The sequence below is a fragment of the Paenibacillus sp. LS-5 genome (assembly GCF_056121505.1).
Genome location: NZ_JBWAVA010000001.1, coordinates 123,297 through 136,803, shown reverse-complemented (window position 1 = coordinate 136,803; position 13,507 = coordinate 123,297). Strand labels below are relative to the sequence as shown.

Annotated in this window: 13 protein-coding genes; 2 read left to right on the top strand and 11 right to left on the bottom strand. The window is 48.5% G+C overall.

Annotated features, from left to right (window positions below; all coding sequences use genetic code 11):
• Position 1 precedes the first annotated feature (1 nt).
• The 4 genes from AC0MA3_RS00620 to AC0MA3_RS00605 all read right to left on the bottom strand — a co-directional run bounded on the left by AC0MA3_RS00620 (position 2) and on the right by AC0MA3_RS00605 (position 5,062).
• The gene (locus AC0MA3_RS00620; protein ID WP_379153091.1) at positions 2–1,726 is read right to left on the bottom strand and encodes a sensor histidine kinase; all 1,725 of its coding nucleotides are present in this window, start codon (positions 1,724–1,726) and stop codon (positions 2–4) included.
• Between the two features lie 65 nt (positions 1,727–1,791).
• Positions 1,792–2,640 carry a carbohydrate ABC transporter permease gene (locus AC0MA3_RS00615; RefSeq protein WP_379154179.1) on the bottom strand — a complete coding sequence of 283 codons (849 nt, stop codon included), beginning with the start codon at positions 2,638–2,640 and terminating at the stop codon, positions 1,792–1,794.
• A gap of 11 nt (positions 2,641–2,651) precedes the next feature.
• Positions 2,652–3,605: a carbohydrate ABC transporter permease gene (locus AC0MA3_RS00610; protein ID WP_379153093.1), complete on the bottom strand. Its 954-nt coding sequence runs from the start codon at positions 3,603–3,605 to the stop codon at positions 2,652–2,654.
• A 98-nt stretch (positions 3,606–3,703) separates the two neighbouring features.
• Complete coding sequence (locus AC0MA3_RS00605) at positions 3,704–5,062, bottom strand: extracellular solute-binding protein (RefSeq protein ID WP_474654793.1); 1,359 nt, start codon at positions 5,060–5,062, stop codon at positions 3,704–3,706.
• A 226-nt stretch (positions 5,063–5,288) separates the two neighbouring features.
• Here AC0MA3_RS00605 and AC0MA3_RS00600 point away from each other — a divergent pair, with 226 nt between their 5' ends.
• Positions 5,289–5,501: a hypothetical protein gene (locus AC0MA3_RS00600; RefSeq protein ID WP_379153097.1), complete on the top strand. Its 213-nt coding sequence runs from the start codon at positions 5,289–5,291 to the stop codon at positions 5,499–5,501.
• Positions 5,502–5,612: 111 nt separating this feature from the next.
• Here AC0MA3_RS00600 and AC0MA3_RS00595 read toward each other — a convergent pair whose 3' ends face one another.
• Positions 5,613–5,771, bottom strand: a complete 159-nt coding sequence (locus AC0MA3_RS00595) for a hypothetical protein (protein ID WP_379153099.1) — start codon at positions 5,769–5,771, stop codon at positions 5,613–5,615.
• Positions 5,772–5,968: 197 nt separating this feature from the next.
• Positions 5,969–6,967 (bottom strand): aldo/keto reductase, encoded by a 999-nt coding sequence (locus AC0MA3_RS00590; protein WP_474654792.1) that lies wholly within the window; start codon positions 6,965–6,967, stop codon positions 5,969–5,971.
• 233 nt (positions 6,968–7,200) lie between these two features.
• Between AC0MA3_RS00590 and AC0MA3_RS00585 the strand changes: the two genes are divergently transcribed.
• Positions 7,201–7,872, top strand: coding sequence for a tetratricopeptide repeat protein (locus AC0MA3_RS00585; protein ID WP_474654791.1), 672 nt, complete (start codon positions 7,201–7,203; stop codon positions 7,870–7,872).
• A gap of 126 nt (positions 7,873–7,998) precedes the next feature.
• Here the strand turns inward: AC0MA3_RS00585 and AC0MA3_RS00580 are convergent, their stop codons facing one another.
• From AC0MA3_RS00580 to rpiA, 5 genes are all read right to left on the bottom strand, one after another.
• Positions 7,999–11,157: an MMPL family transporter gene (locus tag AC0MA3_RS00580; protein ID WP_474654790.1), complete on the bottom strand. Its 3,159-nt coding sequence runs from the start codon at positions 11,155–11,157 to the stop codon at positions 7,999–8,001.
• Entirely contained in the window at positions 11,154–11,603 is a 450-nt protein-coding gene (locus tag AC0MA3_RS00575; RefSeq protein WP_379153107.1) for a MarR family winged helix-turn-helix transcriptional regulator, read from the bottom strand. Before AC0MA3_RS00575 ends, AC0MA3_RS00580 begins: the two co-directional genes overlap by 4 nt.
• Positions 11,604–11,842: 239 nt before the next feature.
• On the bottom strand, positions 11,843–12,283 hold the full coding sequence (locus AC0MA3_RS00570; RefSeq protein ID WP_474654789.1) for a GNAT family N-acetyltransferase: 441 nt from the start codon (positions 12,281–12,283) through the stop codon (positions 11,843–11,845).
• Positions 12,284–12,304: 21 nt separating this feature from the next.
• A complete protein-coding gene (locus tag AC0MA3_RS00565; RefSeq protein ID WP_474654788.1) occupies positions 12,305–12,712 on the bottom strand; it encodes a VanZ family protein in 408 nt (135 codons plus the stop codon).
• A gap of 85 nt (positions 12,713–12,797) precedes the next feature.
• Positions 12,798–13,484 (bottom strand): ribose-5-phosphate isomerase RpiA, encoded by a 687-nt coding sequence (gene rpiA, locus AC0MA3_RS00560; RefSeq protein ID WP_474654787.1) that lies wholly within the window; start codon positions 13,482–13,484, stop codon positions 12,798–12,800.
• Positions 13,485–13,507 lie beyond the last annotated feature (23 nt).

Here is a 13,507-nt window from a genome sequence, read left to right as displayed (position 1 = left end):
GTCATGGCAGAATTCTCGGAATGCGGATACATATCGTTGACCCGAAACCTGGGGAGGAACAGACTACAATGCCATAAGGATTGCCGAACCTGATCTTCAGGCGCTCATGCACATTTTTAAGCCCGACCCCGCTGTCGCTGTATTTTTTCGGATTGATGCGTTCCTTATTCCACAGACTCATCATCGTAGCAAGATCAAAGCCCGGGCCATTATCCTTGACAATAATAATCAGATCCCTTCCCATCTCCTCCGCAGAGATTGTAATCACTCCATGCTCCTCCATCTGTTCAATGGCATGGTATAAGGCATTCTCGACAATGGGCTGAACAATGAGCTTTTGAGTCATTAGGTACTTGAGAGAATCCGGCAGCTCCAGCGCATAAGAGAACTTGTCTTCAAAACGGAATTTCTGGATATCCAGATAATGGCGGACATGCTCAAACTCCATCTGCAGCGGAATTAGTTCCTGATTCTGACTGATGCTAATCCTCAGCAGCTTACCAAGCGAGATCACCATTTTGCTGATATCCCTGTTGCCTGCCAATATAGCCATGGAATTGATGGATTCCAGTGAATTATAGATGAAATGCGGGTTAATCTGCGCCATCAGCGCCTGCATCTCTGCTTCCTTCTTACGGCCCTGCTCCGTCTGCACCTGCTCGATCAGTTCTACGATCTGCGAGCTCATCCGATTAAAACCGTCAATCAGCGAATCGCTCTCATCGTCGGCACGAGGAGGAATGGTGATGGGTGTAAAAATCCCCTGCTTCACCCGTTTCATACCGTTCACTGCACTGTTGATGCTGCGCACAAGCCTGCGCACAAAATAATGGTCAAATAAAAAAGCAGATATCAGCGAAACCGCACCCAGTATGAGCGCAATATTGCGGATGGAGACTGACTCTGATGATATCAGATTCATCGGTGTAATCGCTGCCAAATACCAGTCTGCATTATGTGAAGGGAGGAAAGTAATCAGTGATTTCTCCCCCTGATAATTGTCGATGTAATAATCCTCATCCTGAGAATAGTTATCCTGCAAAAAAGGAAAATCCGTTCGTTGTCCGATATGCTCTCCGGATTTGGTAAAGACGATGTTCCCCTGCTTGTTCACCAGCAGAATATCCCCTTTTTTCAGTGTGGCGGCTTCCCAGAAGATCTGATCCAGCAAATCCGGCTTCACATACACCACCAGATAGCCGATATCTTCCAGCGAATAATAATCCTTAATAATTCTGGCCTGCACCAGCACAGGGTGACCCGATGCTTCCGAACCGTTCTCCCCTGGACCAGACCAGACGGGACGCCCCTCTGCGCCCTCCATTGCCCCATACCAGACTTGCTTCCGCATGTCAGCGAAGGACATCGGAGCGTTGTATTGATATAATAAGCGGTCTTTGCCATACAAACTAAAGGATGTAATCATAGGATGATTGATTAGCAGATTATTGATCTCCTGCTTACGGTCATACGTCAGCACAAAATCCGGCTGCTTCAGTGACTGCTGAATCGCCGGCTGCGTAATGGCCGAATTGGTTATGGATGAAATTTCACTGAGCGCAAACTTCAGCTTGCGGTCGGTTTCCAGAAGGGAGATCCAGTAGAAATTGCTGGATTTCTTCTCCATGGCATTGGAAAAATTAACGTAAGTCACACTTCCCATCACAATGACGGGGATGAACACGAGAAGAATAATAGCGAACAATATTTTGCGGCGGAGCTTCATAAATCCTTCCCTTCCTCCTGCTGTCCTATGTCCTTATTATTCTTCACGGCAATCCTTAATTCCTCTTAGCTCTTGATCGCACCCGACGTAAGTCCGGCAATGACCCAGCGGCTGAAGAGCAGGAATACAACGAGCAGCGGTAGTGTTGCGGTGAATGTTGCAGACATAATCATTCCATAATCCAGGCCGTCACGCGTGGTGAACAGCTGCTGCAATGCAATCTGAATGGTGAAATTCTCTTTGTTCTTCAGCACGACGAGCGGCCAGAAGAAATCATTCCATACGGTCATGAAATTTAGAATACCAAGCGTAGCCATAGCTGGTGTAATGACAGGAATTGCAATGTTCCAGAAGATACGGAAATGACCTCCGCCGTCAATCCGGCCGGCTTCAATCAGCTCCGTATGTACGGCTGTGGAAATGTACTGGCGCATCCAGAAGATCCCGAAGGCATTAACCATCGCTGGTACAATCAGCGCTTTGAAACTGTCGATCCAGTGCAGTTTGGCCATAATGACATAGGTTGGCAATACTCCGAGCTGCTGCGGCACGAACAGGGTGGCAATGACGAAGTAGAATAGTACATTTTTGAACGGAAACTCATATTTGGCAAATGCATAACCGGCCAGTGTGCAGAAGAATACGACCGAAACCGTCACCATTGATGATACAAACAGGGAGTTGCCCAGTGCCTGGAAGAAATCCGATTTATCCAGTACACGCTTGAAGTTGTCAATGAACTGATCCCCGATGGTCAAGAGCGGCGGCACATGGAATACAGCACCTTTGTCATTGGTACCTACCACAAACATCCAGTAAAACGGGAAGATGGACACCAGGGCCCCGAGAATTAGCAGAACATAGAACCAGAACTTGCCGAAAAGGCCGAGATCGTCCGGATTTTTTTTGAACATACGCAGTGTGCTCACGCTTTTTTCCCTCCTGTATCTCCGCCCATGCGGCTTGAGACCAGCATATTAAGCAAGGAGAAAATAATCGTGACGAGGAACAGCAGAACTGCCGTAGCCGCCGCCGTACCAAAGAATCCATTACGGAAAGCTTCACTGTAGAGATAGGTCACCATCGTAATTCCTTCCTGTCTAGTCGATCCGGTTCCGGATTGGCCCAGGAATACATATGGCTCTGTAAAGAGCTGCAATGCTCCAATCGTTGAGAGCAGGGTAACAAAAATTATGAACGGACGCAGCAGCGGCAGGGTAATGAAGGTAAGCTGCTGTCTTCTGCTCGCTCCATCAATGCGGGCCGCTTCATACAGATCCATTGGAATACTCTGCAAGCCAGATAGGAAAATAATGGCATTGTAGCCCGTCCAGCGCCACATGACCATCGAAGAAATAGCGATTTTAACACCCCACCAGCCAGAGTTGAAGGCCATGCTGTCCAGACCGAGTCCATTCAGCATCCAGTTGATCATACCGTTATTACCGAACAACGTACTGAATACGAGAGTAACGGCAACAATCGAAGTGATGTTCGGCATGAAATAGAGGATACGGAACGTTTTCTTGAAACGGGTCATCCCCGAATGCAGGAGTACTGCCAGCAGCAGCGCAAGAATAATCTGCGGTACAGTTCCCATAAGGCCCATAATGAGCGTGTTGGTGAAAGAGATCCAGAAAGTAGGGTCGCTCGTCACCAGATCATAGTTTTTCATACCGACGAATTTCATGGGACCCAGTGCATCCCACTTAAAAAAGGATAAATAAATTGTGAAGAATATCGGGTACAGTCCAAATATCGAGAACAGAATAAAGAAAGGAGAAATAAAGGTATATGCAGTAATGCGGCTCCGTCTTTGTTCAGTTAAAAAAGGGCGTTTGCTCTCGGCATGTGGACTCGCGAGTACGGGCTCAGCCATGTCACACCTCCAGGGAATATAACGTTTTTAAATCCGGATTCAAGGAGGATACTGCTCCCCCATGAATCCGGACGATCATAACAACTTAATTGAACTAATTAACCGCGTTCTGCCAGAGTCTTCGCCTGTTTTACGGCTTCATCCCACTCTTTAGCCGGATCGGCTTTCTTCTCCAGTACATTCTTCAGTGCGTTCTTGAAGAACGTATCCGTCTGGTCATGCAGCGGACCGTAGTAGACAGGTTTTACACGGTTTGCTGATTTACCGAATTCAACCGCAGTCTGCTGGCCGCCGAAGAATTCATCCTTGAAGTCCTTAAAGGCAGGATCTTCATACAGTGCAGGAATGGAAGGCATCAGACCTTTAGTCTTGAACGATTCGAGCTGGTTGTCTTTATTAACAAGCCATTGGATGAAGTCATAAGCTTCCTTAGGATGCTTGCCTTCCTTCGGCAGGGTGATGAATGATCCGCCCCAGTTGCCGGCACCTTCTGGAAGCTGAGCAATTTTCCATTTACCGGAGGAATCCGGTGCATTGCTCTTAATATTGCCGGCCATCCATGCTGGTCCCATAACTACTGCAAAGGAACCGTCGTTCATGCCTTGGCCCCACTCAGGAGACCACAGCATTACATTGCTGATCCATCCTTCCTGAATACCCTTAACTGTGAAATCATATGCCTTCTTAACCTGCGGATTCGTGTCACCGATGAATTTGCCATCAGCTTTGCTGAAGTAAATTTCGTCAGCCGACTGGTCGCGCAGAGCGTTATAAGTCAGATCCGTCAGATCCACAAACGGCTTGCCGGTTTTGTCTTTGAACGCTTTGGCTACTGTAGCAAATTTATCCCAGGTATCGATTGCAGCACCGAAGCCGTCTGGATCATCCGGTAAACCGGCATCTTTAGCCAAGTCGGTACGGTAGTATACAACAGTAGGTCCGATATCTGTTGGAAGACCCAGTTGGAAGCTGCCATCCTTGGAAGAAGCTTGTTTCCATTTCCAGTCCAGATAATTGGCTTGAATATCCTTCGCGCCATAATCGTTCAGGTTGTAGAATTTATCCTGGGCCCCCAGGAAGCGTTCCATGAAACCGATTTCAAGTTGGAAAATATCCGGTGCTCCCGAACCTGCTGACAATGCAGTCGTCAGGTTGTTGTGGTGAGCGGTCTGGTCACCGGTGTTCTGAACCTTAATGGTAACATTTGGATGTTCCTTGGTATACTGGTTCCCCAACTCTTCATAGTTGACGTTACCGAGCGTCCAGAAAGAGAGTTCAATCTTTTCAGCAGGATCTGCTGCCTTTTCTGTTGCCGGAGTATTAGTACTTGCCGCATTGTTACCCGAATTTTCTTTTTTACTGTCATTCCCGGCATTGTTGTTTCCTCCGCATCCTGCCAGTGAACCGACGAGCAGAACGGCGGCAAGTGACACTGCCAGGTGATTTGCTTTTCTCATTCCTCTGTACCCCTTTCAAAGGTTTCTCTTACTATATTTAGTGTACAGTAGGCGATCTTTTTTTTTGAGGAGGCAAACTTCTGATTTATGGTGGAAATACTTACGATAGATGTGACCCACATTTGAGTTCCTTCTGGATTTATCTGCTGCCCGCAGGTATACTATTTTTGAATTCCATTATCAGCAATCGCAGCATCGTTATATTGTATAAAAGGAGAATACCATCATGCCTATTAACCGCCCTTTGCTGACCGACAGCGATCTCCAGGAAGCCGTTGACCGCAAACTGCCGGTAAGAGTCTTCGAGGATGACCATCTGGTGAATACCGGAGCCACCGTTGTACGCTTTACTGATTCGGATGTCGTGATTCAATCCAGAGTCAGCGACTTAACCTATTATTCCCGCAGCAGCTGCCAATTCTATGAGGTTAGACCTTAGCTTCTTTAACCAATCCACATTAGAAGGTACGCAAAAAGCCGGATAAACGACCTTAGTCGATTTATCCGGCTTCTATCTTTTTATCATTATAGATATACTGAAGTGCTGTAATTATTTCTTCATTCCGTTCTGCGCCTTCAGCTTCTCGCTCAGAATTTCCTTGAAGCTCAATGTGTGGTCATCGGATCTTTGCGGCTTGGGATCAGCAACGGGCTGAGGTCTGAAATAGTGAGGATTATAAGCCATAAGATTATGTACTGCCATACTCATTTAAGTCAACCTCCTTATATAGGTTCGTCCATATTTGCGTATCTGTGCACTATCTTATCCCTTAATTAACCCGTAACTTCCAATCCTAAACAGTTTTATTGCACATTGAGGAAAAAATAAAAAACCTCCAAATCCGCAAAGCGGAATGGAGGTCTTATACGTTTCATTCTAAAAGGTTCATTATCCAGTCATCTCCGTCACTTCAAAACGGTCCAAGAGACTTCATTCAGATGCTCAAGCTCGCCTTGCTCAAGACGGAAGCTCATCGCTCCGATGTTCTCCCGGGCATGCCGGACCTTGGATGCGCCTGGGATAGCAACCACCGTGTCGCCGTTGAAATACATCAGCCAGTTAAGAGCAATTTGGCCAGGAGTCACGTCGTACTTCCCTGCCAGTTCCTTCAGACTCTCGATTAATGGCTTACTGCGGGCCAGTCCTTTGTCACCAAGTCCGGACTGCATTCTCCGCATACGGGAGACAGCCTGTATCTGCGCAGGGTCCTGGTGGAAACGACCTGTCAGGATGCCCTGCTGCAGCGGAGAGTAGGCAATAATCGAAATTCCAAGCTCTTTCGCAGCCGCCATCGTTCCGTTCTGTTCAATTCTCCGGTCCAGCAGATTGTATTTCACCTGGTTGGAGACAAGATTCAAGCCATATTGGCGGAGAAGCCTGTGGGCTTCCGTCATTTGCTTGGCCGAATAGTTGCTGACTCCGATGTTACGGATCTTGCCGGCTTGAACAAGCCCTGCCATCGCTTTCATCTCACTGGCAATCGAAGAAAGGGAGAATGGCTGATGAATCTGGTACAAATCAATATCCCGGCCGCCGAGGCAACGGATCCGTTCATCAATCGTGGAGGTAATGGAATTAGCGGTACGGAAAAGCGGCCACCATTTGGTTGCAATCAGAGGTGCAGCATGGGGGCTCCCCTCCCTTTTTAGCTGATCCAGCACGTGGGCTAGTGCTTCCTCCGATTTACCACCGCCATAGATCTCAGCAGTGTCTACCCAGTTCATGCCCCCTTCCAGACTCACCCGGACAATCTCCAGAATATCCGCATCCTCCAGATTACTCCAATACTTCCCGACAATGCCTTTACCCCGGCTGAACTGCCAGCATCCCAGTCCAAGCGGCGACACCATTAATGTGGATTGTCCCAAGGGACGTAAGCCGGCTGTTGCCAATCCTGATTCCATGAATCATCCTTCTCCCATAAATAGAGTACGTTCAGTTATGCAGGCAGAAAACAGGAAATCCCTGTGCGGAGCTGCAGATATTCTCAGCTTAAATCTTAAGCCATAGACTGTCAATTCACCCTACTGCACGAAAAATAACAATCTGAAATATAGGTCAATATGGTATAATTACCCTGCTCTGCAATCAGCTATAGGAATGAAGTTCGGATACACCAATATAACGGAGGGAATTCATGTTTAAAATTTTCGGTTTCTTGCTGCTGTACCGCCTGGTGGGCAACCCTTTTCTGGCACTTCTCATTTTGCTCGTTATCCTGTATTTTCTGGACCGCCGATATGTCGGTATTTTCCCCAGCATCACCAAGCCGTTCCGCCGGAGCCGGCAAATGTCCAGACTGCGGACAACCATTTCGCTCAATCCGAATGACGTGTCCGCCAAATTTGATTTGGCAAGACTGCTGATTGAACGCAAGCGTTACAGTGAAGCCAAGGAATTGCTTGTACAAATCGCTGACCGCTATGAGCAATCTGCGGAGTATTGGGTGGAGCTGGGCTATGCGAATTTGAAGCTGGGACTGCTGCCTGAAGGCGAAGCACAGATGCTGCAAGGTCTGGAGATCAACCGCAAAGCCCAATACGGACAGCCTTACCTCCGTCTCGCTGAAACCTTCCGAAATATCGATCATGACAAAGCCTTGCATTATGTAACCCAGTTTCAGGAGATACAATCTTCTTCCAGTGAAGCCTATTATCTTGCCGGTTCGATGTATAAGGCACTGGGCAGAACTGACGATGCCAAACGTGCCTTTGCCGAATCGACAGCCATTTACCGCTCACTGCCCAAATACAAAAAACGGCAGGAACGCGGCTGGGCGCTTCGCAGCTATTTGGCAAAGATACGCTAGTTCAGCCGCTACATACATCCGCTAGACCAAAAACCTCCTGCCAGCACAAGTAATGTGCGGCGGAGGTTTTTTGGGATTAAGGACAATCCATTCAGATGGTATTGATTGTTATATAAATATCCAGTTTTACATGTCTAGTGTTCTTGGTTTGTCATCCGAAGCAGATCCGCTGAACGGCCACCAGTTGGCCCGGCCGAACATTCTTACCATCACTGGTACGAAGAATGGCAGGAATACCAGTGCGTACAAGGCAAGACCCGACAGGACTACAGTAGCAATCTGCATCATCGACAGTACGCCGGACGGATACATCGAAGCGAAAGTTCCGCCCAGAATGACAACCGCAGACAGGATTACTGTACCCATGTTACGCATGGCGTGCAGGATGGCTTCCCGCACATCCCATGTCTTGTTCTCATTGAACCGGGCCATGAGGAAGATGCTGTAATCCACACCCAGCGCAATCAGCATTACAAAACTGAAGAATGGTGTCGTCCATGTAATCCCGGAGTAGTTCAGCAAATGTACGAAAATCGCCTCAGTCACCCCGAGTGCTGTGAAGTAGGTGATCACTAGTGAAAGGATCAGGTACAGCGGCATAATAATCGAACGCAGCAGCAGTACCAGTATGATGAAGATACCGCCTAACATTAGGATAACTGTCCGCGTATAATCCTCATTGGATATTTTCTGCAGATCGCTATAGGTGCTGGTTACACCGCTGATGGCCGTTTCGGCATTTTCCAGCTTTGTACCTTTGACGGCGCGGTCTACAGCTGCCTGAATATCACCCATACTGTCGATGGCTTTTGCGCTGTATGGATTAGCTGTAAATACCACATCCATGGTCATCACCTTGCGGTCTGATGACAGATAATTATCAAATACCTGCCCCATACCCTCAGCCTTAAGCGCCTCTTCCGGTACCAGGAATCCACTCAGTTCATCATCTTTGGCATCCTGAATCTGCTTCAGATAATCCTGAGCCGAATCCAGTCCGCCTGTAATCTGCTTCAGGCCCTTCGCACTGTCGCTCAGACCATCTGTCAATTGGCCAATTTGTCCTGTAAGCTGGCCGAAACCGTCCGCCAGCTGTTGCTGGCCGCCCTGCAGCTGATCCAGGCCGCTTGTAATAGAAGGTATCTTATCTACAATCTGTCCTTGTCCGGCAGCCGCCTGATTCAACCCTGATTGAAGCTGGCCGATACCCGCCACGAGCTTGTCGAGCCCCTGCGCAAGCGCAGTCTGTCCGGCTGCCGCTTTGGCATATCCTGTATTAGCCTGATCCAGGCCTGATGCAGCTCCTTTTAACTGTCCGGATATCTGGCTTAATCCAGCTGCTAGCTGGGCCGCTCCTGTCCCACTCTGCGTTACTGTGCCTTTGATCGTCTGATAGTTCACATCCTGCAAGAGATCGGGATGAGTAGCTTCCAGACCGGTGAAAGACGCATCCAAGCCTCCGAGCGCAGCCGCCACACCTTGAAGCTGGGTCTGGAGCTGACCAAGTCCTCCGTCCAGCGCCGTCAGTCCTGCTCCAATTTTCTTGTAACCCTCCAGCAGTGATGCATTGGCATCAGCTAACTTCTTGGCGCTGGCTGCCGCCTGTGCCAGTCCGGTTTTGATCTCTCCGGCGCCTGCGGAGCCGCTCTGAATGCCGCTTTGAATGCGTGACAGCCCATCACCCAGAGCATCGATACCTTTTTTCAGCTCGGTTGTACCTTCTGTCAGCTTCGCGCTGCCTGATACGGCTTCGTTCAGCTTCGGCTCATTGTCACTGAGCTGCTTGCTTGCTTCTTCAAGGCCCGATTGAATCTTGGTCAGTCCTTCATTGCTCTGACTGAGACCATTCGATAGGGTTGCCACTTGAGTTGGAATCAGGAAGTCATTGATCTGCTCGCCGGTCGGACGCGACATACTGCGTACCGATTTGACCCCTTCCACCTTTTCCAGCTCACGGCTGATCTTCTCCGCGAGTCCAATATATTCCGAAGTATCCATACGGTCGTCATTTTTGATGACGATCTTGCCTGGCATGGATTCACCCGGGCCGAAGCTCTCAGAGATGATGTTAAAGCCTTTGACTGAAGCATAGTTGGAACCAATTTCATCCATGCTGTTAAAGGACAGCTTACCCGTGTAAGTCAACAGGAAAGGCACTACGATCGCCGCTACGATCAGCAAAGCTGCCCAAGGTCTTTTGAGGGAAAAGGAACCTGCTGCCCCCCAAATCCGGCTCTCACTGTGCTCTAGCTTACTGCTTGAAGGCCAGAATAGTGTCTTACCCAATACTGCCATGAAGAAAGGAACGACTGTTACGAGTGCCAGCATCATCACAGCAATTCCTACGGCTACTGCTACCGCAGAACGGTAGAGCCCGAACTTGGACAGCCCGATCGCCAGAAATCCTACGAATACGGCAAGGCCGGAGTAGAATACAGTACCACCCGCTTTACGGTATGTAGTGATAATGGCACTTTTAGTATCCTCAGCAGCAGCCAGTTCTTCTTTGAAGCGGCTGATCAGTAAGATACAGTAATCCGTCCCGATCCCGAACATGACGGCAACCATAAATATCTGCGTAAAGGTCGATAAAGGAAAATCGAAGCGGTCCACCAGGAATGCTACTACGGACTGCGAGACAATATAACTGAGCCCTACGGTCAGAAGCGGCACAAAGGGGGCAACAAACGACCGGAAGACCACAAACAGAATCAGCAAAATAAAGATGACCGTAATGTATTCCGATTTTTTGAGTCCGGCTTCCGAACTGGCAATGGTATCCTCCGTAATTAGTCCTTCACTCGTTAAGTAGTGATCGGCGCTGACACCGCTAAGCAAGGCATCCACCTGATCCGGCAATTGCTTAACCGCTTCCTCCCCGCCGCTTACCATCAGCGCAACCATTAGGGTTTTGCCGTCTTTGGCAATCAGGGTGTCCTTCAGTTCAGACTGCGAAAACGGGTCGGTGATCGAGTTGATCTTCAGCGTATCTTTTTGAGCAGCAAGCTTCTCAACGCCCTGCTTAATGCTCTCAGTATCTTCTGCGGAAAGACCGGCTGGTTTGTTGAAGACTAGCGCCACTTGATGCAGCGTCTCTCCGCCTTTGGTATCGGCCACTTCCTTCATAATCTCTGAAGCTCTGGTCGAGGTATAGCCGTCCGGAACGGATATCTGCCCCTTCTCACGAACGAGATCTGACATGCCCGGTGCAGTTAAAAATAATAGTACGGCTACCGCGAGCCATACGACTATAATGGCCCATCTTGCTCTAAGTATTGTCTTCAATTGTCTTTCCCTCCTGTTTCCTGCATCAAAAATGCCAGTTTCTCAAACATCGTGATAAATTTCTCGATATCCTGTTCCTCAAAGTGCGAGAAATAAGGAGAAATCACCTCATGAACCTGCTTTTCAGCCGTACAATAGGTTTCACTTCCTACAGGTGTCAGCGTCAAATAGACTTGACGGCGATCATTCTCATCACGGGTCCGTTCAATAAATCCGGCTTCAACCAGCCGATTGATGATTGCAGTAATGGAGCTCTTCCCCACAGCTACTGCTTCTGCCAAAAAAGTGGATGTGCACAGGGCCTGGCTTTTGATCAGCCGCATAATTAGAAACTGGTCATTGGTTAATCCCTCTGCCATACTGTCCCTGATCTGCGAGTTGATCTGCCGGGTCACTGCCATATATGCATCCACATAGCGGTTAATCCATTGTTCTTCAAGGTTCAATATTCCAACCTCCTATCTTTGATAATAGTTCGTGTGTAGAATAGTTTCACAGTGAAACTATATAATTTGCAGACTAAAAAGTCAATCTGCTTACAGAATATTTTCATACGGCCAAGTCAATATCACATACTCATTCCTGCAAAATATATATCTCACACAAAAAAGCCACCCCGCCATAAATATGCGAAGTGGCTCATGCCCATGCTGCCTATGTGATAATTACGAATGCATCTGGCTGTTTACTCTTCATCCTCTTCTTCTTCCACTTCATACACACAGCGGAACATCTCAATACCCGCAGGATTCTCACCAAGACTGTACACCATGAAGCCCAAGTTCCTGTAAAAGTCTGCGGCAATCTCATCCTCTGTCTCAGCCAGAAGATACCGCGGATTGCGGGCTGCCAACAGTTCGAGAATGATCCCCCGCGCATAGCCTTTTCCCCGGTTCTCCGGGAGTACGGCAATATGACGGATGTCCAGCGAACCATCTTCAGTTTCCTCAAATCCTACCAATCCTACAAGCAATCCTTCCTCTTCCCACCCATAGAGCTGCAATGCAGCCTTGCTGCTATATTCCACCGTGGTGCGCCAGAGTGCATCCGGTTCATCAATCACGGCATAAGCCAGCAGTTCCTTCACTTCCTCTGTATCGGTACGCTGCTTCAAATCTGTCAGCATGTAATTCATTCTCCTCTCCATCTATTTTCTTCTAAAATACACAATGCGCAGCATGAGGTATCCGAATAATACTCCCACCAGGTTAAGGATCACATCATCAATGTCAAAGCTACCGGCGCGAAGCAGCATCTGCATGATCTCCAGGAGCAGTATTCCTGCTGCCGACACCATAAGCAGCCGAAAGACAGCATACAGATTCCTTTTCAGCAAGGGCAACAGAAAACCAAATGGTGCAAAGACAATGACATTGCCAAGTAAATTGATTATTCTGCCTGACAAAGAAATTCCGTTATCGAGATTTAGATATAATTCAATGGTACGAAGCGGCTGCACGTTATACCGGAACGGCCCTTCTGAATGAACAGTTCGTCCAAACCCCAGGAACATCCAGTACACAAGGGCGGAGCAGTATGCTACTAACAGGATCATAATCAATGCCCGGCCTATACCTCTAGTCTGCGGAGGCCTATGTTTTCTTTTGACTCTCTCGCCGGAACTGCCATGTTTACTTCTGCTATAAGACCTTCTTGAGCTCAATGATTTCAATGCTCCCGTCCGCTTTACCGATGATTGCCATATCGGCGATACCAATGAACAGTCCATGTTCCACTACCCCGGTAATATTCTGAAGAGACTCTGCGAGTGCAGCAGCTGAAGTAATGGACCCGAAGCGGCAATCTGCAATATAATTTCCGTTGTCCGTCTTGTACAGAACATCCCCGCTGCGCCGAAGCTCTGGTGTACAGCCCAGCTTGGCCAGCTCGGCTATAGTCCACTCCCAGGCAAAAGCAACAATCTCAACCGGCAACGGGAATTTGCCTAGGGTATCAACAGCTTTGCTCTCGTCAGCCACCACTATCATCTGTGTACTATTGCGGGCCACGATCTTCTCACGAAGCAGCGCACCGCCGCCGCCTTTTATAAGCTCCAGATCATGATTCAGCTCATCCGCGCCATCAATGGTCAGATCAAGACCGTCGATATCACCGAAACCGACCAGGGGGATACCGAGCTCACGGGCTTGTTCCTCCGAAGCAACCGAAGTGGCAACAGCAGTAATCTGCAATCCCTCCTTCACCCGTTCACCCAGCTTGCGGATGGCCCAGTAAGCAGTAGAACCGGTTCCCAGTCCAACCTTCATTCCGTCCTTCACATACTCCACTGCTTTCTCTGCCGCAAGCTGCTTCACATTGATCGTCATTTTCTAATACCCCCATGTATCCG